This is a genomic window from Sporosarcina luteola, from assembly GCF_023715535.1.
In the GTDB taxonomy this organism is placed as follows: Bacteria; Bacillota; Bacilli; order Bacillales_A; family Planococcaceae; genus Sporosarcina; species Sporosarcina luteola_B.
Window position 1 is genome coordinate 40,291 of record NZ_JAMBOI010000001.1, and the last position, 21,859, is coordinate 62,149.

Annotated in this window: 22 protein-coding genes; 4 read left to right on the forward strand and 18 right to left on the reverse strand. The window is 45.8% G+C overall.

From position 1 onward, the window contains the following. From M3191_RS00165 to M3191_RS00200, 8 genes are all read right to left on the reverse strand, one after another. Positions 1 to 474, reverse strand: coding sequence for a PPC domain-containing DNA-binding protein (locus tag M3191_RS00165; protein ID WP_251697433.1), 474 nt, complete (start codon positions 472 to 474; stop codon positions 1 to 3). After that, a complete protein-coding gene (locus tag M3191_RS00170; protein ID WP_251697434.1) occupies positions 467 to 1,225 on the reverse strand; it encodes an SDR family NAD(P)-dependent oxidoreductase in 759 nt (252 codons plus the stop codon). The genes M3191_RS00165 and M3191_RS00170 overlap by 8 nt, the downstream gene beginning before the upstream one ends. A 12-nt stretch (positions 1,226 to 1,237) precedes the next feature. Next, entirely contained in the window at positions 1,238 to 2,557 is a 1,320-nt protein-coding gene (locus tag M3191_RS00175; RefSeq protein WP_251697435.1) for a TRAP transporter large permease, read from the reverse strand. After that, positions 2,554 to 3,039 (reverse strand): TRAP transporter small permease, encoded by a 486-nt coding sequence (locus tag M3191_RS00180; RefSeq protein WP_251697436.1) that lies wholly within the window; start codon positions 3,037 to 3,039, stop codon positions 2,554 to 2,556. The genes M3191_RS00175 and M3191_RS00180 overlap by 4 nt, the downstream gene beginning before the upstream one ends. A gap of 15 nt (positions 3,040 to 3,054) precedes the next feature. After that, positions 3,055 to 4,077, reverse strand: a complete 1,023-nt coding sequence (locus M3191_RS00185; RefSeq protein ID WP_251697437.1) for a DctP family TRAP transporter solute-binding subunit — start codon at positions 4,075 to 4,077, stop codon at positions 3,055 to 3,057. A gap of 4 nt (positions 4,078 to 4,081) precedes the next feature. Further along, positions 4,082 to 5,407, reverse strand: coding sequence for a (Fe-S)-binding protein (locus tag M3191_RS00190; RefSeq protein WP_251697438.1), 1,326 nt, complete (start codon positions 5,405 to 5,407; stop codon positions 4,082 to 4,084). Further along, positions 5,400 to 6,812 carry an FAD-linked oxidase C-terminal domain-containing protein gene (locus tag M3191_RS00195; RefSeq protein WP_251697439.1) on the reverse strand — a complete coding sequence of 471 codons (1,413 nt, stop codon included), beginning with the start codon at positions 6,810 to 6,812 and terminating at the stop codon, positions 5,400 to 5,402. The genes M3191_RS00190 and M3191_RS00195 overlap by 8 nt, the downstream gene beginning before the upstream one ends. A 195-nt stretch (positions 6,813 to 7,007) precedes the next feature. Then, positions 7,008 to 8,111, reverse strand: coding sequence for a CdaR family transcriptional regulator (locus M3191_RS00200; protein WP_251697440.1), 1,104 nt, complete (start codon positions 8,109 to 8,111; stop codon positions 7,008 to 7,010). A 322-nt stretch (positions 8,112 to 8,433) separates the two neighbouring features. On the opposite strand from M3191_RS00200, the gene M3191_RS18620 reads away from it, so the two are divergent. Next, positions 8,434 to 8,610 carry a sporulation histidine kinase inhibitor Sda gene (locus tag M3191_RS18620; protein ID WP_353056486.1) on the forward strand — a complete coding sequence of 59 codons (177 nt, stop codon included), beginning with the start codon at positions 8,434 to 8,436 and terminating at the stop codon, positions 8,608 to 8,610. A gap of 21 nt (positions 8,611 to 8,631) precedes the next feature. On the opposite strand, the gene M3191_RS00210 is transcribed toward M3191_RS18620, so the two are convergent. Beyond that, entirely contained in the window at positions 8,632 to 10,020 is a 1,389-nt protein-coding gene (locus M3191_RS00210; protein WP_251697442.1) for a S41 family peptidase, read from the reverse strand. Between the two features lie 239 nt (positions 10,021 to 10,259). Here M3191_RS00210 and M3191_RS00215 point away from each other — a divergent pair, with 239 nt between their 5' ends. Beyond that, a complete protein-coding gene (locus M3191_RS00215; RefSeq protein ID WP_251697443.1) occupies positions 10,260 to 11,405 on the forward strand; it encodes a polysaccharide deacetylase family protein in 1,146 nt (381 codons plus the stop codon). 213 nt (positions 11,406 to 11,618) lie between these two features. Here M3191_RS00215 and M3191_RS00220 read toward each other — a convergent pair whose 3' ends face one another. Continuing rightward, positions 11,619 to 13,115 carry a class I adenylate-forming enzyme family protein gene (locus M3191_RS00220; protein ID WP_251697444.1) on the reverse strand — a complete coding sequence of 499 codons (1,497 nt, stop codon included), beginning with the start codon at positions 13,113 to 13,115 and terminating at the stop codon, positions 11,619 to 11,621. A 170-nt stretch (positions 13,116 to 13,285) separates the two neighbouring features. Here M3191_RS00220 and M3191_RS00225 point away from each other — a divergent pair, with 170 nt between their 5' ends. Both M3191_RS00225 and M3191_RS00230 read left to right on the forward strand, forming a co-directional pair. Beyond that, positions 13,286 to 14,218 carry an LCP family glycopolymer transferase gene (locus M3191_RS00225; protein WP_251697445.1) on the forward strand — a complete coding sequence of 311 codons (933 nt, stop codon included), beginning with the start codon at positions 13,286 to 13,288 and terminating at the stop codon, positions 14,216 to 14,218. Between the two features lie 84 nt (positions 14,219 to 14,302). Further along, positions 14,303 to 15,535: a cytochrome P450 gene (locus M3191_RS00230; RefSeq protein WP_251697446.1), complete on the forward strand. Its 1,233-nt coding sequence runs from the start codon at positions 14,303 to 14,305 to the stop codon at positions 15,533 to 15,535. Positions 15,536 to 15,641: 106 nt separating this feature from the next. Here the strand turns inward: M3191_RS00230 and M3191_RS00235 are convergent, their stop codons facing one another. From M3191_RS00235 to M3191_RS00270, 8 genes are read right to left on the reverse strand one after another with little or no spacing between them, the layout of a single operon-like run. Further along, positions 15,642 to 16,295, reverse strand: a complete 654-nt coding sequence (locus tag M3191_RS00235) for a pilus assembly protein TadG-related protein (protein WP_251697447.1) — start codon at positions 16,293 to 16,295, stop codon at positions 15,642 to 15,644. Continuing rightward, a complete protein-coding gene (locus M3191_RS00240) occupies positions 16,292 to 16,648 on the reverse strand; it encodes a pilus assembly protein (RefSeq protein ID WP_251697448.1) in 357 nt (118 codons plus the stop codon). Before M3191_RS00240 ends, M3191_RS00235 begins: the two co-directional genes overlap by 4 nt. 51 nt (positions 16,649 to 16,699) lie before the next feature. Next, positions 16,700 to 17,107, reverse strand: a complete 408-nt coding sequence (locus M3191_RS00245; RefSeq protein WP_251697449.1) for a hypothetical protein — start codon at positions 17,105 to 17,107, stop codon at positions 16,700 to 16,702. After that, the gene (locus M3191_RS00250; RefSeq protein WP_251697450.1) at positions 17,095 to 17,763 is read right to left on the reverse strand and encodes a hypothetical protein; all 669 of its coding nucleotides are present in this window, start codon (positions 17,761 to 17,763) and stop codon (positions 17,095 to 17,097) included. Before M3191_RS00250 ends, M3191_RS00245 begins: the two co-directional genes overlap by 13 nt. Beyond that, the gene (locus tag M3191_RS00255; RefSeq protein WP_251697451.1) at positions 17,760 to 18,107 is read right to left on the reverse strand and encodes a hypothetical protein; all 348 of its coding nucleotides are present in this window, start codon (positions 18,105 to 18,107) and stop codon (positions 17,760 to 17,762) included. Before M3191_RS00255 ends, M3191_RS00250 begins: the two co-directional genes overlap by 4 nt. Next, positions 18,104 to 18,700 (reverse strand): hypothetical protein, encoded by a 597-nt coding sequence (locus tag M3191_RS00260; RefSeq protein WP_251697452.1) that lies wholly within the window; start codon positions 18,698 to 18,700, stop codon positions 18,104 to 18,106. Before M3191_RS00260 ends, M3191_RS00255 begins: the two co-directional genes overlap by 4 nt. Positions 18,701 to 18,703: 3 nt before the next feature. Next, positions 18,704 to 20,431, reverse strand: a complete 1,728-nt coding sequence (locus M3191_RS00265) for a hypothetical protein (RefSeq protein WP_251697453.1) — start codon at positions 20,429 to 20,431, stop codon at positions 18,704 to 18,706. A 15-nt stretch (positions 20,432 to 20,446) separates the two neighbouring features. Beyond that, positions 20,447 to 21,856, reverse strand: coding sequence for a vWA domain-containing protein (locus M3191_RS00270; protein ID WP_251697454.1), 1,410 nt, complete (start codon positions 21,854 to 21,856; stop codon positions 20,447 to 20,449). Positions 21,857 to 21,859 lie beyond the last annotated feature (3 nt).

A 21,859-nucleotide genomic window follows, 5' to 3' on the forward strand; every position in this document is an offset into this window, starting at 1 on the left:
TCACTCCTTCTCCCTAAATTGAAATACAGGTATGCCGTAAATCTCATCCAATCCCCGTTGCATCTGGATGCCGTTCAATGGAAAGAGGGCAAACTCAATCGTGACGGCGACCGGATTCTTGCCGTCGATGAAATGCCCCCCGTTCAAATTCTTATTACAGTCGACGAACATCCCGTGGAAATGCACTTCCAGCTTACCTTCCATGTCGAGGCCGACAAAGCCGGTCCCTGACAGCAGTTCAACTGGTGTATCTGTTTCGGTTTCTGACGAGTATTGCAGAGTGTTGTCATCATTAAGGTCCAATTGTACATAAGTTGCGTACTCAAGCGATCCAAGGCATTGAAACTGCGCCGCTTCCACCCCGAACTCCTTGCAGACGCCTTTGATACCCTCAAATAGGTCAATGCCTTTCATAAAGCGTCCAGCAATCCGATCAGATTTCTTGTCATGCACAGCTTGAATACGCTTATCCAAAGCTATAGCCCCCGTCCACTTTCAACACTTGTCCGGTTGTATAGCCTGATTCCGGCAATGCGAAGTAAAGTACTGCTTCCGCAATATCGGCGGTTGTTCCCATCCGTTTGATAGCTTGCTGACTGACGTCATAAGGAACTCCGGAAGTGATCCCCGTCTCAGTTGCCCCCGGCGCCACCGAATTGCAAGTGATGTCAAAGACGCCCAATTCCTTTGCCGCCCATTTCGTCAAGGCGATGACAGCCCCTTTCGATGCCGCATACGCCGGACCTGATCGTCCATTCGCGCCGTCTCCCGAAGTAACGCCGCCGTTAAGACCCGAAATGGAGCTGATGTTAATGATCCGTCCATAATTCTGTTCGACCATATGTGGATAAACCACTGCTTGCATGAACAGGAAGGCGGCTTTCACATTCGTGTCCATATCACGGTCCCAAATTTCAAGAGGCGTATTGTCGATTCCTAGCCTCCCGCAAGTTCCCGCATTGTTCACCAAAATATGAAGTTCCCCGAATGAATCGGAAGCACGCGCGACAGCGGCTTTCACGAATTCCGGGTCGCGGATGTCCCCGAGACATTCCATTACTGTCGCTTCCGGTCTTACTGCTTGTATGGAATCAATCGTTTTACTACAAGAATTCAAGTCGATCAGGACTAGATCCGCTCCTTCTATCGCAAGCCGGATGGCAGACTGAGCCCCTATGCCGCTCGCCGCTCCCGTAATGATCGCTGTGTGCCCCTTAAGTTTCATGCCAAATACCCCCTATTTGACGTTTAATAAATCCGGTAAAAATGTTGATATTTGCGGTATAAATGTAATGAGCAGCAGAATGATGATCGAAGAAACGATGAACGGCATAACCCCTATCGATAACCTGCCGATCGATGTCCCCGAAATGCCCGCCGCGACAAATAAGTTCAAGCCTACAGGCGGTGTGAAGAGTCCGATTGCCAAGTTGACTGTCATGAAAACACCGAAAACCGTCGGATCGACATCCATGAAAAGCATAATTGGTAATAGAATCGGAATGAAAATATAGTACGCGGAAATTGCATCGATGAACATTCCTGCAATCAACAGCAAGACGTTGACAAGCAATAGGATGATGATCGGGTTTTCAGAAATTCCGAGCATGGCACTGGAAATCTGTCTTGCAATTTGCTCCGTCGTAATGATATACGCATAGACGGATGCCGCACTGACGATGAACATGACAGTCGCCGTCTGAACCGATGCTGCCACTAAAATATCGTATAGTTTCTTCAAGTTCAGTTCACGATAGATGACGAAGCCGACGAATAGACCGTAAAACACTGCGACTACCGCAGCTTCTGTCGGTGTGAAATATCCGCCATAGATACCACCTAAAATGATAATAGGTATCATTAATCCCCAAAACGCACTCACAAACGCTTTCAAACGCTCTTTACCCGTTGCTTTCTCCGGAACGAAGCCTTCAATAGGACCTTCCGCGCGTTCCTGTTTCCATCTGACATACATTGCAGCAAGAATGAATCCGCCTCCGAGCAATAATCCCGGGACGATGCCCGCTATGAATAACCGTCCGATCGATACAGGGATCTGATCGCCCGCAACGACAGCAAACACGATGAAAGCAATGCTTGGCGGAATGATGATACCAATTGCACCTGAACTTGCCACTAGTCCTCCGGCCGTCTCTTTCTTATAACCATTCTTCACCATTGCGGGAATGAGGATTCCACCGATTGCCGCGACTGTTGCCGGGCCTGATCCTGAAATTGCCGCAAAGAATATCGCCGTCATGACTGTGACGAAGACGATTCCGCTTTTCCGATGACCGACCAACGTCTGCGCAAAGTCGATCAGCCTTTTTGAAATGCCCGCCTGCTCCATGATGACTCCCGCCAAAATGAAAAACGGGATCGCAAGCAACGTGAACTTCGATACGCTTGAGTACATGATATCTGCAACCAATTCAAGTCCGAACATCCCGCTGCCCGTGAACAGCACAGCAATGGATGAAATGGCAAGCGCCACCGCAATCGGCAGCCGAAGCATGACGAGCAAGAAAAACAGACCAAATAATATTAAAGCCATCATAGCGCCTGCTCCCCTTTCCCATTTTGCTCACGGTATTCCTTGATCGTCGCCTGCACAGTCCTGAACAGACATAAAGACGCACCAATCGGCATCGCCATCGAGAACATCCATTGCGGCCATCCGAGTGCCGGTGTTTTCTGGCCCATCTGTACTTGGAACAAGAGCATTTGAATCCCGAAATAGACGAGTATGACAAATAAAAGCGACATCAAGACGCCAACGAGGATTGTGATGATATTTTTCACAACTATATTCGCCAGATCATAAATCAGTGTAAAGCCAAGGTGTGCGTATTGGCGCACACCTATGGCTGTTCCGACAAAAGTAAGTGCTACGAACAAGTTCACCGTAATTTCTTCGGCAAAGGAGAACGAGTAGCCTAAAAATCCCCTTGAAACGATATTGACAAAAGCAATTGTGGACATGATGGACAAAACGATTACAACAATCCACTCTTCTAATCTGCTAATCACTCTTTCCATTCATGTTCCCTCCACTTATTGATCTTGGAACGCTTTCAGCAAATCTTCGCCCCAGATGTCTTTGTATTTTTCGTAAAGCGGTTGAACAGCGGCTTTAAACTCTTCCATTTCCGCTTCAGTCGGTACATAGAATTGCATGCCCGCAGCTTTCAACTCTTCAATTTGCTTAGACTCTTTTTCGCGTGCAAGCTCGATTTGGAAAGCCGCGGCTTCTTTTCCAAGTTTCTTGAACAGCTCTTGGTCTTCCTTGCTCATCGAGTCGAATAGCTTCTTGTTAATGCCAAGCACTAGCGGGTCATATGAATAGTTCCATTGCGTCAAATAATCTTGGACTTCATTCAGCTTGGAAGAATGGATGACATCAATCGGATTTTCCTGCCCGTGGATCGTGCCTTGCTGCAATGAAGTGAACACTTCAGAGAATGCCATTGTCGCAGGGTCCGCACCTAATGCACGATATAGATCCGTGTACATGTTAATGCCAGGGATACGGATCTTCATGCCTTTCATATCCGCAGGCGATTTGATCTCATGCTTGCTGTTCGTCACTTGACGGAAACCATTTTCTCCGAATCCAAGCAACTCAACACCTTTTTCATTCAGGATTTCCCCGATCATTTCACCGCCCTTGCCACTGAACACTTTATCCGCTTCAGCATGTTCACTGAACAGGAATGGTGCACTTGCAACTCCGAATCGGTCGTCCAAAATAGAATAGATGATTGTTGAGTGCAAGCTTAAATCGGTCTGCCCTTTCGCCAGCAATTCGACGCCTTTCCCTTGGTCCCCGCCAGATAACTGCTCATTCGGGAACACTTCGATATTGATCCTGCCGTCTGTTTCTTCCTTCATGTCATTGGCGAGCTTCTCTGCTGCCTTGTACCAAGTGGATGAGTCATTCACCGTCACGGACATTTTCAAATTGTATTTTTTTTCGTCGCTTGATGCGCTGCCTGAATCATCTTTTGAACATGCACCAAGCATGAGCATTGCCGTTAAACCGATTGCCCCTAAAATTCTGCCTTTTTTCATCTTCATCTCATTATCCTCCAATGGATTCCATTATTTTTTCGTGAATAAAATCGACTACATGCATGGCGCGGGCAGTTTCGGACAAGCCTTCCCTTTCAACGCCGACTTTCATTTGAAGCAGACATCCTGGATTCGTCGTAATGATTGTCGTTGCCTGAACCCGTTTCACCTCTTCCATTTTCGAACCAAGAATCCGTGATGCCATTTCTGGTTGAAGTAAATTATAGATACCGGCGGAACCGCAACATAAATGCGCACCGGGCATTTCCACAAATAAACTGCCTTTGGCTGCTCTCAAGATTTCCCTTGGCTCGTCCTTCACACCGTTCACATTCCGTAAATGACAGGAATCCTGATAAGTGACGATTTCAGTTGCTTCCGTCTGCGGTTGCTTTGCCAGTTCATCAACAATCCCTAACTTCACGAGCAATGAGGAAATATCAATTTGCTTTTTGCTGAATTGACGTGCCAATGTATGCAACGTCGGATTCTCTTCAAATAGCCTGTCATACTCGGACAAGAATGCCCCGCAACCACCGGCATTGTTGACGATGTAATCGATACCTTCGAGGGAGAATGCTTCCAGATTCGCTTTCGCGTTCCTTCTCGCCCGTTCCATTTCACCGCTATGCCCTTGCAAAGCTCCGCAGCATTGCTGGTTTTTCGGAATGACCACTTCACAGCCGAGCATGTTCAACAGTTCGATCGTATTCCGGTTCGTCTCCTGGAACATCGTATCCATGAGGCAGCCGGCGAAGAAGGCGACTTTTGTTTTCTTTTCGGTTTGGGCCGCCTGTGCTCTGCGCTTCTTCGGCGGGTCGGGCAGCGACCTTTCCATCTCTTTCATGAATGGTGGGAAGAGCTCAAGGAATCCGACTTTCCGCACGACTTTCTGCAATCCTGATTTCTGATAGAATGTCACTAGCTTCACAGCGGTCTTCATCTTCCGCTGATCGGCGAAAAGATGGTCGAACGCCCCTTTTCGAATCGTCTTCTCTTTCAATGACTGCGATTTCACGGATAATACCGCTTCGCGCGTCTCCTCGATAAGTGTTCCGTATTGGACACCGGCGGGACACGCGGGTTCGCACGCCCTGCAACCGAGGCATAAGTCGAAAGCCTCTTCGATGGATCCGTCCCATTCGACATCTCCGTCACGTACGGCCTTCATAAGTGCGATCCTGCCGCGGGGCGACTGGGTTTCGTCATAATCGGAATAGATATATGTAGGACAGGCCGGTAGACAGAATCCGCATCGCATGCAATCCATCAGTCTGTTTTCATCGACATGGGTGACGAATGAGTGCCTGATCAGCTCAGCTTGTGCATTACTCATGCTGCACCACTACCCTCTTCTTCGTCGACTTGGCGAATATTTTTCCCGGGTTCATTATATTAAGGGGATCGATTGCCAATTTGATGCTTTTCATCGTGTCCATCCCTGCCTTGCCGATCTTCCATTCCAAATAAGGAGCCTTCATCTCACCGACCCCATGTTCACCAGTAATCGTGCCGCCAAGCTTGATGGCATGGTCGAAGATTTCCGCAAATGCCATTTCCACTCTAGCCATTTCTGCATCGTCCCTCACATCTGTCAATATGGTCGGATGCAAGTTGCCGTCACCCGCATGTCCGAATGTGCAGATAAGCAGATCGTATTTCAACGCAATTTCCTGGACAGCCTTCACCATCTTTGCAATTTCGGAGCGTGGGACGGTTGCATCCTCTAGAATTGTCGTCGGCCGCTTCCTTGCGAGCGCCGACAAAGCGACCCGGCGTGCTATGCTCAACTGCGCAGCCTCTTCAACAGTCTGCGCCATCTGTGTCGACGTTGCGCCATGTTCCATACATAGTTTGTGGACGTGCTCCATATCCTTGTCGACAACCGCCGGATCTCCATCCTGTTCGATGAGCAGCATCGCTTCACAATTCGTCGGCAAGCCGATTTTCATGAACTCTTCGACCGCTTCAATCGTTCCTTTATCCATGAACTCAAGTGTCGCCGGCACGATTTTTGCTGCAATGATCGATGAAACGGTCTGCGCCGCCTTTTCAAGCGTGTCATAGAATACTAACAGCGTCTTTTTTGTCTCAGGTGCAGGAATCAGGCCTAACGTGATTTCTACAATGATACCGAGTGTCCCTTCCGAGCCGACGAACAAACTTGTCAGATCATATCCCGCTACATCCTTCGCAAGCTTTCCGCCTGTCGTCAACAGCTCCCCGCTCGGCAGGACGATTTTCAACGCCTTTACATAATCGCGTGTGACGCCATATTTCAAGCCACGTAAGCCTCCAGAATTCTCGCTTACATTCCCTCCGATCGTCGAAATGCTCATCGAACTCGGATCGGGCGGATAAAACAACCCTTTTTCTGCAACCAATTCATTGATTGCCTGTGTGATGACGCCCGGCTGGACCGTCAACGTTAAGTTTTCTTCATCCAACTCCAGGATCCGATTCATTCTATTGAATAAAACGACGACGCCTCCGGAAGTCGGCGTCGTCCCCGCCGCAAGATTCGTCCCGGAACCCCTGGAGACGATCGGAACCCCGTACTCTGCACATACTTTTACAATTTCTTGAATTTCTTCGACGGAAGAAGGAGAAAGGACTATATCCGGCAGTGCTTGAAAATTGGCGGTCGCATCATAGGAATACGCAAGCTTCTGTGCTGTCGATGTCCTCGCATGAGCACTACCCGTGATGGCAATCAATCGTTCTTTCACTTGCACATCCATGCAGCAGCCTCCTCTTAAATTCTAATTCTTTGTTTAATTCTAATAGTGCAATGATTAGGAAGATATAGGCACACGCACAACATTTACCTCATATTTCAATATATTTTTGTTCACTCAAACAAAAATCGCTGAATATATTGAATTTCAAGGTAGATAAAAAGGCCCTTTTGAATTATTCATTCAAAAGGGACCTTTTTACTTCATTTCGTCTAATAGGCGGATGCCTAGGTATAGGAGGAGGACGTCATGGACATTCGAAACGGAAAGCCCGGTAAGCTGCTCGACCTTTTGCAGACGATAGGAAAGCGTGTTTTTATGGATATGCAGTTTTTTCGCCGTATTCTGCATCGATTGATTTTCATTGAACCAAACTTGGAGATTGTGCAACAGGTCCGGGTCCCCGAGTAGCGGAGCAATCGTCCGCTCGATGAATTCCTGCCGGGTCGATTCCCCGATGCTTTGCAGAATCAGCTCAAAACGAAGCTCGTGTTCAAACAGGACCCGTTTCAGCTTTTTTGAAGCATTCGCCGCCCGCTCCGCTTGTATGAACGACTTGGACAAATCACTGTAATTCATTTTTCCGCCGATGCCCGCCGCGACTTTAATCTTTTTCCTTCTTTTGATCGATAAAAGGAAATAGTCCAGTTCACTCTTCAATATGTCCTGATTCATGTCCGGCAACAGCAGGAGGATCTTATCTTGCCCCCATCGGATCATTTTCAGGTCGGGGTGGATGTTTTGATTGGACATGAAGCTATCCACTTCGTCAATTGTGAATTGGTCTTCCGTGTTCATCACCTCAATGACGACGACTTGCCTATATAGGCTCACTTCGATGCCGAGCACCGCCCCTCTCTCACGAAAGCGGCCATCTTTCTTTGCCGAGGTGAGCCAATCGAACACGAAAAATTCAATGTCACGCACTTTTTCCTCTTTCTGTTTCCGTTTCATCGCATCTTGGATGAAAAGCTCCGCCACCCGCAGGATAAGTTGCGCCTGCGGATGGATATTCATAGGATCGCCTGTTATACCGAGCACGGCAATCGGCTCTCCTTCGATGACGATCGGCAGGACGACCCCTTTTCTGACGCCGCGCAAAAGGTTCAGCTCTTTATCCGTCATATGGAGGATCTTTTTTTCCCGCAGGCTGAGCAGCGCACCCTCATGGAATTGGTTCATCCTCTCAGGGTCGGTGCTTGCTTGAATGAAACCGCGTCGATCTGTAAGTATCACTTGTTCCTGTATCAAGTTGGAGAGTTCTTCCACAATTTCCTGGCCAAGCGTATCGAATTGAAACACTTTTCCTCTCCCCCAATTGTTTTTCATCTAATAGTATGGGAATTCAGTCGAAAGTTCAATGTAATTTCTTGTAAAAATTAACTTTACGAAAAAATCTTTCGACAAATTTCGCGTTTTTCCTTTCTGTGGATAACCTTGTCCACTTCATCCACCATATACCCATTGACTTATACGACTTACAAACAAGTTAACCACAACTTATCCACGTTCGGCTGTGGATATCGGAACGATTGTTCTCACAATTGAAATTTGGTAAGGTGAAAACAGCCAAACTTCAAGATATGCAACCGGAAACGATTTGATGACAAGGAGGAGACACAAATTGTTAAGTATACCGGATGATTTTCTAATGGATTCGTATAAAAAAGCGGTTGCGCTGAATCTTTGCCCCCATTTCATTAAACTTTTGGAGAATGAAATAAGAAGACGCTCCATGCATTCCTCGAAATGTGGAATGGAATCTGCTTATAAAGAAAATGAGAGCTCATCCATTCATTGACGGACAAGCTCTCATTCCCTTCTATTTTACTGCCACATCCAGATAGATCCCTTTCTTCAATACTTTTCCCTTCTTATCCATCCAAACAGGATGGATGATCAGCACATATTTTTTGCCTGAAAGCAATGGTGCTTCAGGAATCACTTCGATAGTCTTGCCATCCTTCACTTCAAAGCGGACATTGCTCTCTTTTCCACCAATTTCAATCAATTGGACCGATTGGTTTCCAATTTGTCGCCAGTCCATTTCCTTCGTCATGTTGACTGTGAACCTCTTCGTAGTCTTTACATTTTCCAATTTAGGAAATCTGGTATAGCTTTTATACTTTTCAAGTAGCTGCTCATAATGCGCAGTCGTCAACTCTTCATTTTCTCGCGTCTTTATGTCAGGCGATACACCGACTTTATCGACAGCAATGCCTTTCGGTGAATAAAAACGGGCAGTCGTCATTTTCAGTACACTGCCATCGTTGAAGGCGTACATCGATTGCATCGTCCCTTTTCCATATGTGCTCTCTCCATACAGCGTAGCGGCTTTCTGCTCTTTCAAATTGACGGCCAGCATTTCCGATGCACTTGCACTGTATTTATTGATGAGCAATGATACGGGACCGGTGATTTTCTGTTTTTGATTGACGGATGGATAAATTGCCGGCTTCTTATTTTTCTCGCGCAATTGGAATGCTTGCTCCACTTCCGGGAAAAACCCTGCAATCTCCTGCGCAGCTGTAATGTAGCCGCCTCCGTTGTTCCGGATATCGACAATGAAACCTTCAGCACCTTTAAGTGAACGAATTGCTTCCTCCATGTCACGAGTGGAGTCGGTCGCGAAACTGTTCAACCGGATGTAGCCGATATTACCGCCGAGCATTTCCGACTCAACTGTCGGCAAATGGATCTCCGCCCGGCGTATTGTCATTGTAACCGGCCGTTCTGTCTTATCCCGTTCTATTGTAAGGGAAACGTCCGTGTTCTCTTTACCGCCGATCAAAGGGACTGCCGCTTGCACGGTCTTTCCTTTCAAAGATGTCCCGCCGACATGCGTGATGATATCGCCGGGTACAATGCCGGCTTTGAAAGCAGGACCATCTTTAATGACGGAAATCACTTTTATACCTTTCTCGCTTTCCTCAAGCACGACGCCGATACCGACGATGCGCTGCTCGATTCCGTTAATGAAGGCTTCGTACTCCTGCTTGGACATATAGGCGGAATGCGGATCAAGACCATTTGTAATTTCTTTTCCGGTGCTTCTTGATAATACCGAGGCGGGCACATCATCAACATAATAGTCTTTGATTAGCTGCCGAATTTCGTCGATCGGTTCTGTTGCTGCGGATGTCGTGAGCGGCAGCATGACGAACAGAATAGCAAACAGCATGATGAATCGTTGCATCTGATTTCTTAACAAGTCGGGTTCCCCGTTTCTGAATTGAGTTGCTATTATTATACTGCCTTTTCATAGTTTCGGTAAGTCGATTAAATCATATTTCATCATCCAGACGACATGGTGAATCGAATCCGCAAATAACAATTTTATCTAACATCCTGCACCTTCCCGCCGATATAGATAAATAGTTAATTGAATTCACTAGGTGGCATGGTTTTCCAGTTCAATTGCAAGACGAGAAATGAAAGGGAGTAAGAACATTGAAGAGAGTTTTTTGGTTGGCGCTTATATTTGCTCTGGCTTTTCCACTGATGCCAGAAGCGGGAAGCGTTCCGACCGTCAACATCATAGAAAATACACCTGTTTATAATCAGTCGCAGAAAATCGCGGTAATCATGAAAGGCACTTCCACTTCCATCGTGAAGGAATCGGACCGTTATTATCATACGGTCATCGGCGGAGATGAAGTGATGTTTTCGAAAAAGCGGGCTAAAGCCGTGGCGGACAGCTACGGGTCAGTGAGAGGAGCCTATCCGGTACGGGCACTGACTAAGAAGCATGTTCCGATTCTGAACGCGCCGAAAAAGAACGCAAAATCGATTGGTCAACTGCAACCCAATCTGACAATTCAGCTTCAACGGGCGCAGGGCAACTACTATCCAATTAATTTTGGCGGAAAGACAGCCTATATTGATAAGAAGGATATTGTTATCGATTCCGGCATTCCGGTTCTCATGTATCATGACTTGACGAAGGTCAAGCGGAGCGATAATGTTTCTGTTCTCGAAGTGAAGAATTTCGAGGAGCAGATGGCCTATTTGAAGAAGAACAATTGGACAACGATTACGTCGAGGCAATTGGAATTATGGGTACAGGGCAAGCTCAACTTACCTGAGAAATCCGTTCTCATCACATTCGACGACGGGTATGAGTCGACGATCGAATTGGGCTATCCGATTTTAAAGCGCCACGGGCAAAAGGCAACGTCCTTCCTGATTACAAGCAGGATCGGCAAGCCGGGAATGGTTTCCAAATATGATCTTCAATCAACGACGGATGTGTATTCCTATCAAAATCATACACACGCTTTCCATATGTTCAATTCGCTTACCGGGTTGAGCTATCTGCAGTCTGAATCGCGCTTTGCCATCCGTGCCGACTTGGGGGAGGCGAATGAAACGATCGAGGAGATGTTAAGCGGCCATAAAGTGAAAGCCCATGCCTATCCTTACGGGAAAAGCAGTCCTCAAGCTGTTCTGGCAATGAAGGACGCTGGCATTACTATCGCTTTCACGATCGAGGAAGGCAATGTCCACCGCGGCGATCCAATTTATGCTTTGAACCGGCAACGCGTCCATTCACATATGAGTTTGAAGGACTTTGCGGATAAATTGAAGGGCATGTGATGAATTGGCGGGAGGATATTTGCGTTGATTTCGCTGTTTATGCGTGAATAATTTCGTTTATGAGCTTTTCTGGAGATTTATGCGTATCTGGAGCCGTTTATGCGCCGATTTTGGGATATATGCGTATTTGTGAGCATTTATGCGTGGATTATAGATTTTATGCGTTTTTGGAGTTAAAGGAGCCCCTTCCTCAGCCGAAGGGGCTCCTTTTTATTAGATTGTTGAGTGCACACCGGATCGCAGTGTATGCTTCAACACTTTTCCAGATGCGTTCCGCGGAAGTTCATCGAGGAATTCGATTTCTACGGGTATTTTATATTTCGCGAGATTGCTTGAGCAATATTTGGTTACGTCGGCTTCGGTGAGGGTCGCTCCTTCTTTCGCGACGATATATGCTTTAGGAACTTCTCCTAACACTTCGTGTGGAACGCCGACGACTGCCGCTTCAAACAGTCCCGGAATTTGATAAAGTACTTCTTCCACTTCTACCGGGTAGACGTTTTCCCCTCCGCGGATGATCATGTCTTTCTTCCGGTCGACGATATAGAGCAGACCATCTTCATCCATTCGACCAAGGTCGCCTGTATAGAGCCAACCGTTTTTGATTGCCCGTCTTGTCTCCTCTTCATCTTTCAAATAGCCTTTCATCACTTGTGGGCCGCGCATGACGATTTCCCCTACTTGGCCGGTCGGAAGCGGTTCTCCGAATTCATCTACGACCCGGACTTCGGTCTGCGGCAACGCCTCTCCTACCGAACCGATTTTTTCGAGGGCAAGATGATCTTTCAGTGTGGAGGCGGCAGGCGAGTTTTCCGTCTGTCCGTACAGATTTTGCACTTTTACATTCGGGAATGTTTCTTTCAGCTTCTTCAATATTTCAAAGGGCATGGGCGCGGCGCCATATCCGAACAAGCGAAGGGATGGCAGCTCCATTTTTTTTATTTCCGGCAGGTTCAAGATAATGGTGTACATGGCCGGAACGCCGAAAAACATTGTCGGTGCTGTTTTTTGCAATAAATCCAGTGTGCCTTTTGGAGAAAACGCCTCCTCGATGATGACCGTCCCGCCTTTGTATGTGACAGGAATCATGAAAACATGGCAGGCTGCGCAATGGAATAGGGGGGTGGAAATGAGCATCCTGTCTTCACCCGTGATCGACATCGCCTCCGACCAGATTTCCGCGGTCGATATGATATTCTGATGTGTCAGCATGACCCCTTTCGGCTTGCCCGTCGTTCCGGATGTATACATGACGACCGCCGTGTCTTCTCCTTTGAACTCCACCGGCTCGAACTTACCCGCTCCGCCTGCAAACAAGCTCTCCATATTCTCTTGTATCGACAGTTTCTCATTGAATGGATGCTTCGATTGGTTAACAATCTCTTCCAATCTTTCATCATAAATTATCGCTTTTGCCTCCGAATGGTTGAAGATGAACTCCACTTCACGCGGCGCCAGCTTCGTATTGACCGGCATGACAGTGAAACCGCCCAATTGAATGCCGAAATAATAGACGAGAAAGAGATCGGAGTTCAGCGAATAAAGGGCGATGATATCCCCTTTTTCATACCCTTCTGCCTGGAAATGCCCTGCGACTTTCATCGCTTTTTCATAAAACTCGCCATAGGTCCACTCCCTGCTGTTATATGAGGTGAAAACTTTATCCGGCTGATGTTTTGCATACTCCCCCAGCACTTCTGTCATGAACATGGATACTCTCCCCTTTGCATTGCGTTATCTACTTATATTCTAGCAACCGATATTTCAGATTACAAGTTATATAGCTAATATTCTGATAACAATTAAAGTGTCTATTTTTTTATTCTCTGCGTAAACTGCTACTAAGTATCATTTTTTATTATGTATGGCGGGAGAGAAGAATGGCGGAAGTCCAGAAAAAGTCTCATAAGAAGCTGTTACTGTGGGCTGGCGGGATTGCTTGCCTCCTAGTGAGTAGCGTCATTTGCTATGCGCTTTTCGTTGTGAATGCATTGACAGAAACGGCGAAAGAGATCCACGAACCGATGGAACGCGTCTTCTCCGAAAAGAGGGAGGATCCTGTCGTTTTCCATGAGAAAGATCCCTTTTCCGTACTTATTTTAGGCGTGGATGAAAGGGAAGGTGACAAAGGCCGATCTGATACGATGATCGTCCTGACAGTCAATCCAACGCTTCAATCAATAAAAATGGTGAGCATCCCACGGGATACGTACAGCGCAATTGTCGGGATGGGATTCGAAGATAAATTGAATCATGCCTATGCATTCGGTGGGATTGAAATGTCCCTTGCCACCGTCGAGCATTTTCTTGACATTCCGATTGACTATGTCGTCCAAGTGAATATGAAAAGCTTCAAGGAGATCATTGATGCCGTCGGTGGCGTCTCCGTTACGAATACGCTCGAATTTGCAGTGGATGACCATTCGTTTCCGAAAGGCGAGCTGATATTGTATGGTGAGGAAGCACTCGCCTATGTCCGGATGCGCATGGATGATCCGCGCGGTGATTTCGGTCGGCAAGATAGGCAGAAGCAAGTCATTCAAGGGGTATTGCAAAAAGGCGCGAAGCTCTCCAGTTTGCTGAAATTTAAAGGCATATTTGATGCGATCGGCAATAATGTAAAGACGAATATGACGTTCGATGAAATGGTGGATGTGCAAAAAAATTACCGGAACGCCGCAAAGTCCGTTGAACAAATAAGGTTTGAAAAAGGCGAAGGGAAACGGATGGACGGAATCTGGTATTATATGATGGATTCTGGAGAGCTAGAGGACGTGAAGGAGGAACTGAAAGCACATTTGGGAATGGAATAGTTTACAATCCGCTTTCTCGTGTTAAATGATTCTCAAACAGGGAATATTCACAGTAGCACACTGTGAATAGGAGTTGGAAAACGAATGCAAATACCTGTGGACAAAGGCTTTGATCATACTTTTGATTTATTGACGGAAGGTTATCATTTTATGCGAAATCGGTTTGACGAACTTGGAACCGATATTTTTCAGACGAGACTGATGGGGAAAAAGATGACTTGTATGAAAGGTTCTGAGGCAGTGAGGCTTTTCTATGATACATCTCGTTTCCAACGATCTGGGGCTGTTCCCAAGCGGATTCAAAAGTCACTTTTTGGGGAAGGCGGCGTGCAGACGCTTGATGGGAACGCTCACCAAGTCCGGAAGCTGATGTTTTTATCACTAATGACAGAGGCTGGGATTAGACGAGTTCACCAACTGACATTGGAGCAATGGAGATTACAGTCAAATCAATGGAAGAGCGGTCAGGAAGTCATTTTATTCGACCAGGCTGAGGAAGTCTTATACCGGGTTGCATGTTTATGGGCAGGTGTGCCGCTGAAAGAATTGGAAGTGGCACAACGGGCGTATGATTTAGGAGCGCTGATCGATGCATTTGGAGGAGTCGGGCCGAGATATCGGGAAGGACGTAAAGCAAGGGAACGGACTGAGGAATGGATCCGCTCCTTGATTGAAAAATACCGTTCGGGTGCTGTCGAAGGTGTCAATCATGCACTCGAGGTCATCGCAACTCACCGCGATGAAAATGGACAGTTGTTGGATGCACAAATTGCAGCGGTCGAATTGATCAGCGTCATTCGCCCGATTGTAGCAGTTGCTCGGTTTATCGTTTTTAGCGCACTTGCTCTTCATGAATATCCACAGCATCGCTTAGCATTGCGTTCTGATGATAAATTTTTGGAAGCATTCACCCAGGAAGTCCGCCGTTATTACCCCTTCACGCCATTCCTAGGCGCGATGGTCCGGCATGATTTTGAATGGAGAGGTTATCAATTCAGCAAAGGTGATACGGTACTCGTTGACGTATATGGTACGAATCACGATCCGAAGAGTTGGAATGGCCCAGAACTGTTCAATCCTAAACGTTTTTTGGAAGAGACGGTAACTCCCTATAATTTTGTACCACAAGGCGGCGGAGATCCTGCGCGGGGCCATCGCTGTCCAGGGGAGGATGTAACCGTCGCGATCATGAAGGCAAGCCTTTCCTTCCTTGTAAATGAACTTGACTATACAGTCGTGCAGGGTCAGGATTTAACAATTAACATGAACCGTATGCCGACTCTCCCTGCAAGTCGAATGATTATAAAGGTGAAATGAAAATTGAAAACCGCCTGGTATAGCATGGTGATCGGAATAAAATACACCTGTTACCTTGGGCAAATTAAAAAAGATGAGGGAAATGTTGTATTTTCCTTCATCTTTTTTATTCGCCCAACGTAACACCTTTTAAAAACAATAATGACGGGCCGGATCCTATTTGCGGAATTTCTTTTGTCATGCTATTAATGAATTCCTCGGCACTGTCCGTAATTGATTCATATGTAACATCTGCTTTCACTTCAACGCGGAAGTCCGATGTGAACGTAACGTCGATTCGTTCCTCGTTGCCGCCATTTTTCTTAACTACGTCGCGAACTGTCTGATTAAACTTCCCATGTACACCACCCACATGGATATTCACCAAAGAATTCAATAGTGCATAGGCGGCCATCCGTGGCGTCAGGATATCATTCATCGCATTGATGTATGCAATGTCCCTTGCCAGACCTTTATCCTTGTACTCCTCAGCCTTTTCGTCAACAAGGACACCGATAGATTTTCCATCGTCTACTTCTAACTGTAAGATCACATCTTCAGCATCCGCTTGCAAATCGAATTCCTTCATCGCGTCCTTCCCCGCATTCACCAACACAGATGTTCCTGCAAGCGCAGCCAATTGCGTTGCATTTGCCGCCTGTTGCTTCACGGCATACACTTTCGCGATATTCAAGACGATGACACAAATAACGATTGATGTAACCATGATCCAGAGGATATACACTAGGCCGCTGCCACGTTCGTTATCAATATACTTCACTTTAGCATCACCTTGCCGGCAGCTTTCGAATCGATGGCAACCGACATCGTTGACTTCCACTTTTCGGGGATGAACACAAGTGGATGCCTCGCTGAAATCTTCAAGTCGAATAGCCCGTCCCCACCATCTGATGTAACGGTGACTAGCGGATTTGTGAGCAGGCTACTATCGCCGATCGATTTATTCACAGCGTCAACGGCGTCATTATAACTTTCCGTCAAAGCGTATACCTGTGCACCGTCATTCGCCGCCGATTTCAAACTTAGCACCGCATAGCCAGAAGCGACAACTTGCCAAAGCAATAGGAAAAACAGAAAGTAAAAAGGGAGTATGCCTATGAACTCGATGCTCATCGATCCTCTTTCATTGCGGATGGATTTGAATTTTTTCAGCGTTAACACCCCTTATTCATATCTATTGATCTTATATTGCAAATACCAGATGTGAAATAAAATCAATAACACCCGATTAAAAATTTTGTCGCCTGTATTGTGTTCAATCGCCTCCGCAACACGGAAAACGGAATAGTATGTAATGCCGAGCCCGAAGAATGTGATGATAATATTGAAAGTATCCATAAAATCAATCCCCATCTCGGTCAGGAATGCGCCTCCGATTACAAAATAGAATGCAAGGAATGCATATATGACGAATAGGAATTTCAACCAATTGTAATTCAGTTGCACTTTGCCGAGTTGGCTGATCGAATCTCTCCGTGAAATGAACCAATACGGCAAGTAAACGCCAAATGTCACATTCGTCAGCACAACAGCGAGAGCGGTATTTGTCTTCTTAAATGTCAGTTCGCCCATTCTTCTTCCCCCTCTTCTGTCATGCTTAGAAATTTTTCGGATAATGCGAAAACCATAAAAGGGAAAATTGCTAACGAGAAGACCAATCGTGTAATGTTGTATGCGTCATAGCTCATTTCCAAGGAGGAGGTGACAAACAGAACCCCCGACCATACTAAGGTCACGAGGGATGTCCAGATGATGATTTGCACCCACACTTGAACGAAATGACTTATGTAGAAATCAATAGTTGTCCGAATCCATTTGCGAATGGAAATTGAGCCGCTATACATGAAAGGTAAAATGAATAAAATCGGAGCAAGCAGAATTCCTGGAACATAAAATGCGAAAATTCCTCCGTATACTAATACCGAAAAGAATAATCCCAGTACCAAAAGTGGTCCGATTGACCAAATAAATTCTTTAATCATTTCCTTGAATTCCAATTCTTCGCTGACACTGACTCTTTTATATAAGGAGAAAAGAGGTCGGACAAAAATGACGAACATGATGATATTCAATAAGATGTTTATTAGATTTTCCCTGCCTCCCCATTCGACGGATAACAGGAGTAAACTATAATTGGAAAAAATCAGCCATGCTGGAACCATCACGATAAGCCCATATGCAACAATCTTTAACAACTGCTCATTATAATATTGTGCCGCTTCTCTCAACTATGAGCCCTCCTTGCCTCAATCTTCCTGAAAATGAACACACTTGCAATGACAATTGCACAAGCATTAATAAAGCTGAAGAATGCAATATCCGGTTCAAATAATAAAGGTATCTCGAAAAAGAAATGTGAAAACAGAATATTGATCACGACCAATGCGCATGCAAGCATGTAGGCAGTAAAGTAAGGGAAATGAAAAGAGCGGGAAAGATACCCTAACAAACCGTATGAGAAGACCATTACGATGATCGAATGAATCAAATAATGCGGAATGACAAGAACCATGATAAAGCTGAATACAATCATTGAGATGGTTACAATCCCTAACACTTGAACGTATTTCATTTCTCCAAATAACCCTCCTTTACATGGGATTTATATGCTACAGAGCTTAACAGGAAAAGTAGCCAGCAAGAAAGTAGATAAAGTATGATAGAAAGGTATGGAAACATAAATTCATCGCCGAATATCTGGAACGCCGTGCGTGTAATGATATAGTTTCCTCCGAATCCAAGGATGATCAGCAAAATTGGAATTGCATAGTAGACATATGCAATCCATTTCTTCTCTTTATCTTCATCCGGGTAAACGATTGGCACTTCCGTTTGTTGGTCGTATCTGGCTAAATAGTAAATACTAATGAAGACAATGAGTAACAGCAATTGAAAAATGATATTTTCCTTTACCATTTTTAGCAGAGGGAAAGTGAAAAAGAAGGTGAAAGCGTACAATTGAAACATAAGTGTCAATCGATACGCTTTCTGCTTATTTGATGGGAAGCGGAATGATAATACGATCGGCATCACCAATAATATGACAAAGATCGCTGCAGCCCATTTTACGAACAGCACGTCGTAATCTGGGACGATCGCCACAATCCCTGCCGCCAATAGCGGTAAAAAATATCCCATTATCATTGCCTTAAATGGATTCCCCATTAACTACGACCCCCAACCAAGCTTTTTAAATAGGTTCTTTCCAATATTTTTCGCACCTTCAAATACATATTTTACGCCAGCTTCAATTTTTTTAGTTGCCGCTTTGCCCCATTTTGTTTGGGTTGCAAAGCCAATACCTATACCTACTAATGCTCCTGCAATTGTACCGACACCTGGAACGACACTTCCAAATGCCGCAGCTGTCATTGCCGATGCCGCCCAGCCCGCGCCCGCACTTACAAATGTAGTTGCAGTGCCGACCATAACGTCTGTTGTAATTCCCGCAGCCAAGTCGGTCCCTGTCCTTGTCGGATCATTGTAATTTTCGATGAGACGGGTTCCAACACTTAATACTGCATTGGTCAGTCCGTTTCCTTTAATCATCGTTTTCAATTTGAAGAAGTCTTTATTCGGCACCCAATTGGATTTTAAATAGCCTTTGACTTCTTTACCAATTTTACTGGGTGACGTGACTTCTTTTAAAAAACCTTGTAGATGCTTCTGTTTGATTTCGCTATTTGTACGTGGGGCATATGTTACATCATTGTGGGTGCGTTTTTTTATCTCGTACCACTTACGTTTATATTCGCCTTTGCTATCTCCTTTGACAACGTCTTTCCTGTTTTCAAAAGAGCCAAGATAGTTGGAGTAGCGTTTATTTACCCAATTGCTGACAAAGTTATCGCCTTTTAATATTTTGGCGTTGCCGTCAACGCGATACAGGTTTTTCTTCCCAGATGCCGTCTTTAAATCTGTAACCTTGAAGCCTGCCGCCGTAGCCAAAATCCCGTCAAACACTTTTAAGTAGCTTTTAACTTGACCGTTCTTTTTCTTAATGTCTTTAGCTACTCCATGCGCTGCGATAAGTGCATCAATCGTCGGTCCTCCGCCTGTCGCATCACCGGATGTGCCATCACCCGAACCGGTTGAGCCACCGGATGGCCCCGTTCCACCAGTAGGACCATCACCACCGTTTGGACCATCACCGCCGGTCGGGCCATCACCGCCGCTTGGACCCTCACCGCCGTTTGGACCTTCACCACCGCTTGGACCCTCACCGCCGTTTGGACCCTCACCGCCGTTTGGACCTTCACCGCCTTTAGGACCTTCGCCGCCGTTCGGACCTTCACCGCCGGTCGGACCTTCACCGCCGCTTGGACCTTCGCCGCCGTTTGGACCTTCACCGCCGCTTGGGCCTTCACCGCCGCTTGGACCTTCACCGCCGCTTGGACCTTCACCGCCGCTTGGGCCTTCACCGCCGGTCGGGCCTTTTCCGCCATTCGGGCCTTCACCACCGCTAACTGCTTCCCCGGATGTAGGAGGGGTTCCAACAGAGCCTGGAAACTGACCGTCAGAAGGCGGCTTCCCTCCGGAAATGGCATCTCCCGCCTTCAGGAATTCACCGTAAGTTGTGCCATTCAACGTGCTAGGAATTAAGAACAATCCTTTATTTTCGGCAGTTACGGGAACAATAACCGTTCCTGATGTCAAAGTGAATTTGCCTGTAAATGCCTTGCCATACGTATAGACTTCTCCAGGGGTCATGAACTCGCCGCCCGAAATTGGTTCGCCGCCCGTGATTGCTTGACCGCCGGTTATCGGTTCCGTTTCTGAAATCGCCTTCCCGGCTTTCAACCAGTCCGCCATGGCAATCCCGGGCAGAATGTTCCACGAGAGGATCACGGCCAACATGAAGATAGCGTACGACTTTCTCAACCGTCTACTGTTCAAATTCATCCTCCTTTCTTAGTCAGGAGAGTTTTTCAAATATTTTTTTTCCAATGCTTTAATCGCCTCATTAAATTGCATTTCATTTGATTCGCGTAATGATTTTTTAAGTTCTTCATATTCATCATTTATCCATTGATGATATTCAGTGTTTCGATTTGTCAAGTACTTGTAACTTTCTTCCGACATTACTTTTTTAGTTTGGTATAAATACTGTAACGTGAAGCCGACTTGCTTTCGTTCGTCCACTAATTTACCAAACTCATCTACACCATATATAAATATTTCAAGCTTATTATCTAATAACTGGTTTTCAAGTCCGGCTTCTTTATCTTCTTTCCACTTGGCCCACTTTTCAGCAATTTCAGTTGCCTGATCCAATTCGTTTTGAAGTGTTTCCGCGTCCGTTACATCTTGGTATGTTCCCTCGACAGCTTTTGCCATTTCTTTCAACTGTCTTTGTCCATCATTGTCCACATTGAAACCAATAATATTAATGATGGGTGTAATTTCAGAATCATATAAAGCTTTTGCAGCAGCTACTGGATTATCATCGCAAGTTGATACGCCATCGCTTACTAGATAGACAATATTCGTATTGTTTTCCCCGTCAAATCCGGCCAAGTCCTTCTGCGCCTCCTCCAAAGCAAGCTCAGTAGGCGTCCAACCTGCCGGTTTCACCTGATCAAGGGACTTTTTGAAAGCACCTTTTTCATACGGCTTAAGCGGGTAAATCAAATCACTGCTTGCACATGACATAGCTTTATCTGCAGAACTTCCAGTCCCTTTATGTCCGTACACACGAAGGCCGACATTTGCTTCCTCCGGCAAACTTTCTACAAACTGGACAATTGCCTTTTTCGCAGCAGCCATTTGGGTTTGACCACCAATATCCACACCCATGCTTCCCGACCCGTCCAATATGACAAGGACATTTAATTTGTCTTTAAACTGCATGCGTGGATCTTCGATGTCTGGGTTGCCTAATGCTTGGAATTTCATTTTGGCGATTATTTCTTCCGGACCGAGAAAACCTTGTTGAAAGATTGCTAATAATTCATTGTAATAATTATTCAGCTGATTCTCAGTTGCCCCGCTGGAAATATCGGGCAATTCCTTGGTCAATTCATCTATCTTTTTCTGGTCACTTTCATCAGTAACGGATAAATAGCCCGTATATCCAGATGGTAAAGCAGCTAATTCTGAAAGTGTAGAAGGAAGAGACGCTGCGCTAATTTCCTGTTCCTCTGCCTTGTTCTCATTTTTTTCTGTAACAGCTGTTTCGGTTTCACTTTTTTTAGTTAATGAGTCATCCAACGAAACAGGATCATTCGGCTTATTTCTTTCAGCCTGCTGTTCATTGTCATTACATGCTACTAGAATAGTAATCATTGATAACAGTATTATAGTTAGTAAAGCCCTTTTCATTGG

What these genes read in the sequence shown, in the direction of transcription:
- M3191_RS00255 (WP_251697451.1), bottom strand. Translation starts at nt 18,107, where the DNA reads ATGAAATACGTTCAAGTGTTAGGGATTGTAACCATCTCAATGATTGTA.
- M3191_RS00180 (WP_251697436.1), bottom strand. Translation starts at nt 3,039, where the DNA reads ATGGAAAGAGTGATTAGCAGATTAGAAGAGTGGATTGTTGTAATCGTT.
- M3191_RS00240 (WP_251697448.1), bottom strand. Translation starts at nt 16,648, where the DNA reads ATGAGCATCGAGTTCATAGGCATACTCCCTTTTTACTTTCTGTTTTTC.
- M3191_RS00230 (WP_251697446.1), top strand. Translation starts at nt 14,303, where the DNA reads ATGCAAATACCTGTGGACAAAGGCTTTGATCATACTTTTGATTTATTG.
- M3191_RS00245 (WP_251697449.1), bottom strand. Translation starts at nt 17,107, where the DNA reads ATGGGCGAACTGACATTTAAGAAGACAAATACCGCTCTCGCTGTTGTG.
- M3191_RS00220 (WP_251697444.1), bottom strand. Translation starts at nt 13,115, where the DNA reads ATGTTCATGACAGAAGTGCTGGGGGAGTATGCAAAACATCAGCCGGAT.
- M3191_RS00185 (WP_251697437.1), bottom strand. Translation starts at nt 4,077, where the DNA reads ATGAAGATGAAAAAAGGCAGAATTTTAGGGGCAATCGGTTTAACGGCA.
- M3191_RS00175 (WP_251697435.1), bottom strand. Translation starts at nt 2,557, where the DNA reads ATGATGGCTTTAATATTATTTGGTCTGTTTTTCTTGCTCGTCATGCTT.
- M3191_RS00195 (WP_251697439.1), bottom strand. Translation starts at nt 6,812, where the DNA reads ATGGATGTGCAAGTGAAAGAACGATTGATTGCCATCACGGGTAGTGCT.
- M3191_RS00190 (WP_251697438.1), bottom strand. Translation starts at nt 5,407, where the DNA reads ATGAGTAATGCACAAGCTGAGCTGATCAGGCACTCATTCGTCACCCAT.
- M3191_RS00225 (WP_251697445.1), top strand. Translation starts at nt 13,286, where the DNA reads ATGGCGGAAGTCCAGAAAAAGTCTCATAAGAAGCTGTTACTGTGGGCT.
- M3191_RS00170 (WP_251697434.1), bottom strand. Translation starts at nt 1,225, where the DNA reads ATGAAACTTAAGGGGCACACAGCGATCATTACGGGAGCGGCGAGCGGC.
- M3191_RS00260 (WP_251697452.1), bottom strand. Translation starts at nt 18,700, where the DNA reads ATGGGGAATCCATTTAAGGCAATGATAATGGGATATTTTTTACCGCTA.
- M3191_RS00270 (WP_251697454.1), bottom strand. Translation starts at nt 21,856, where the DNA reads ATGAAAAGGGCTTTACTAACTATAATACTGTTATCAATGATTACTATT.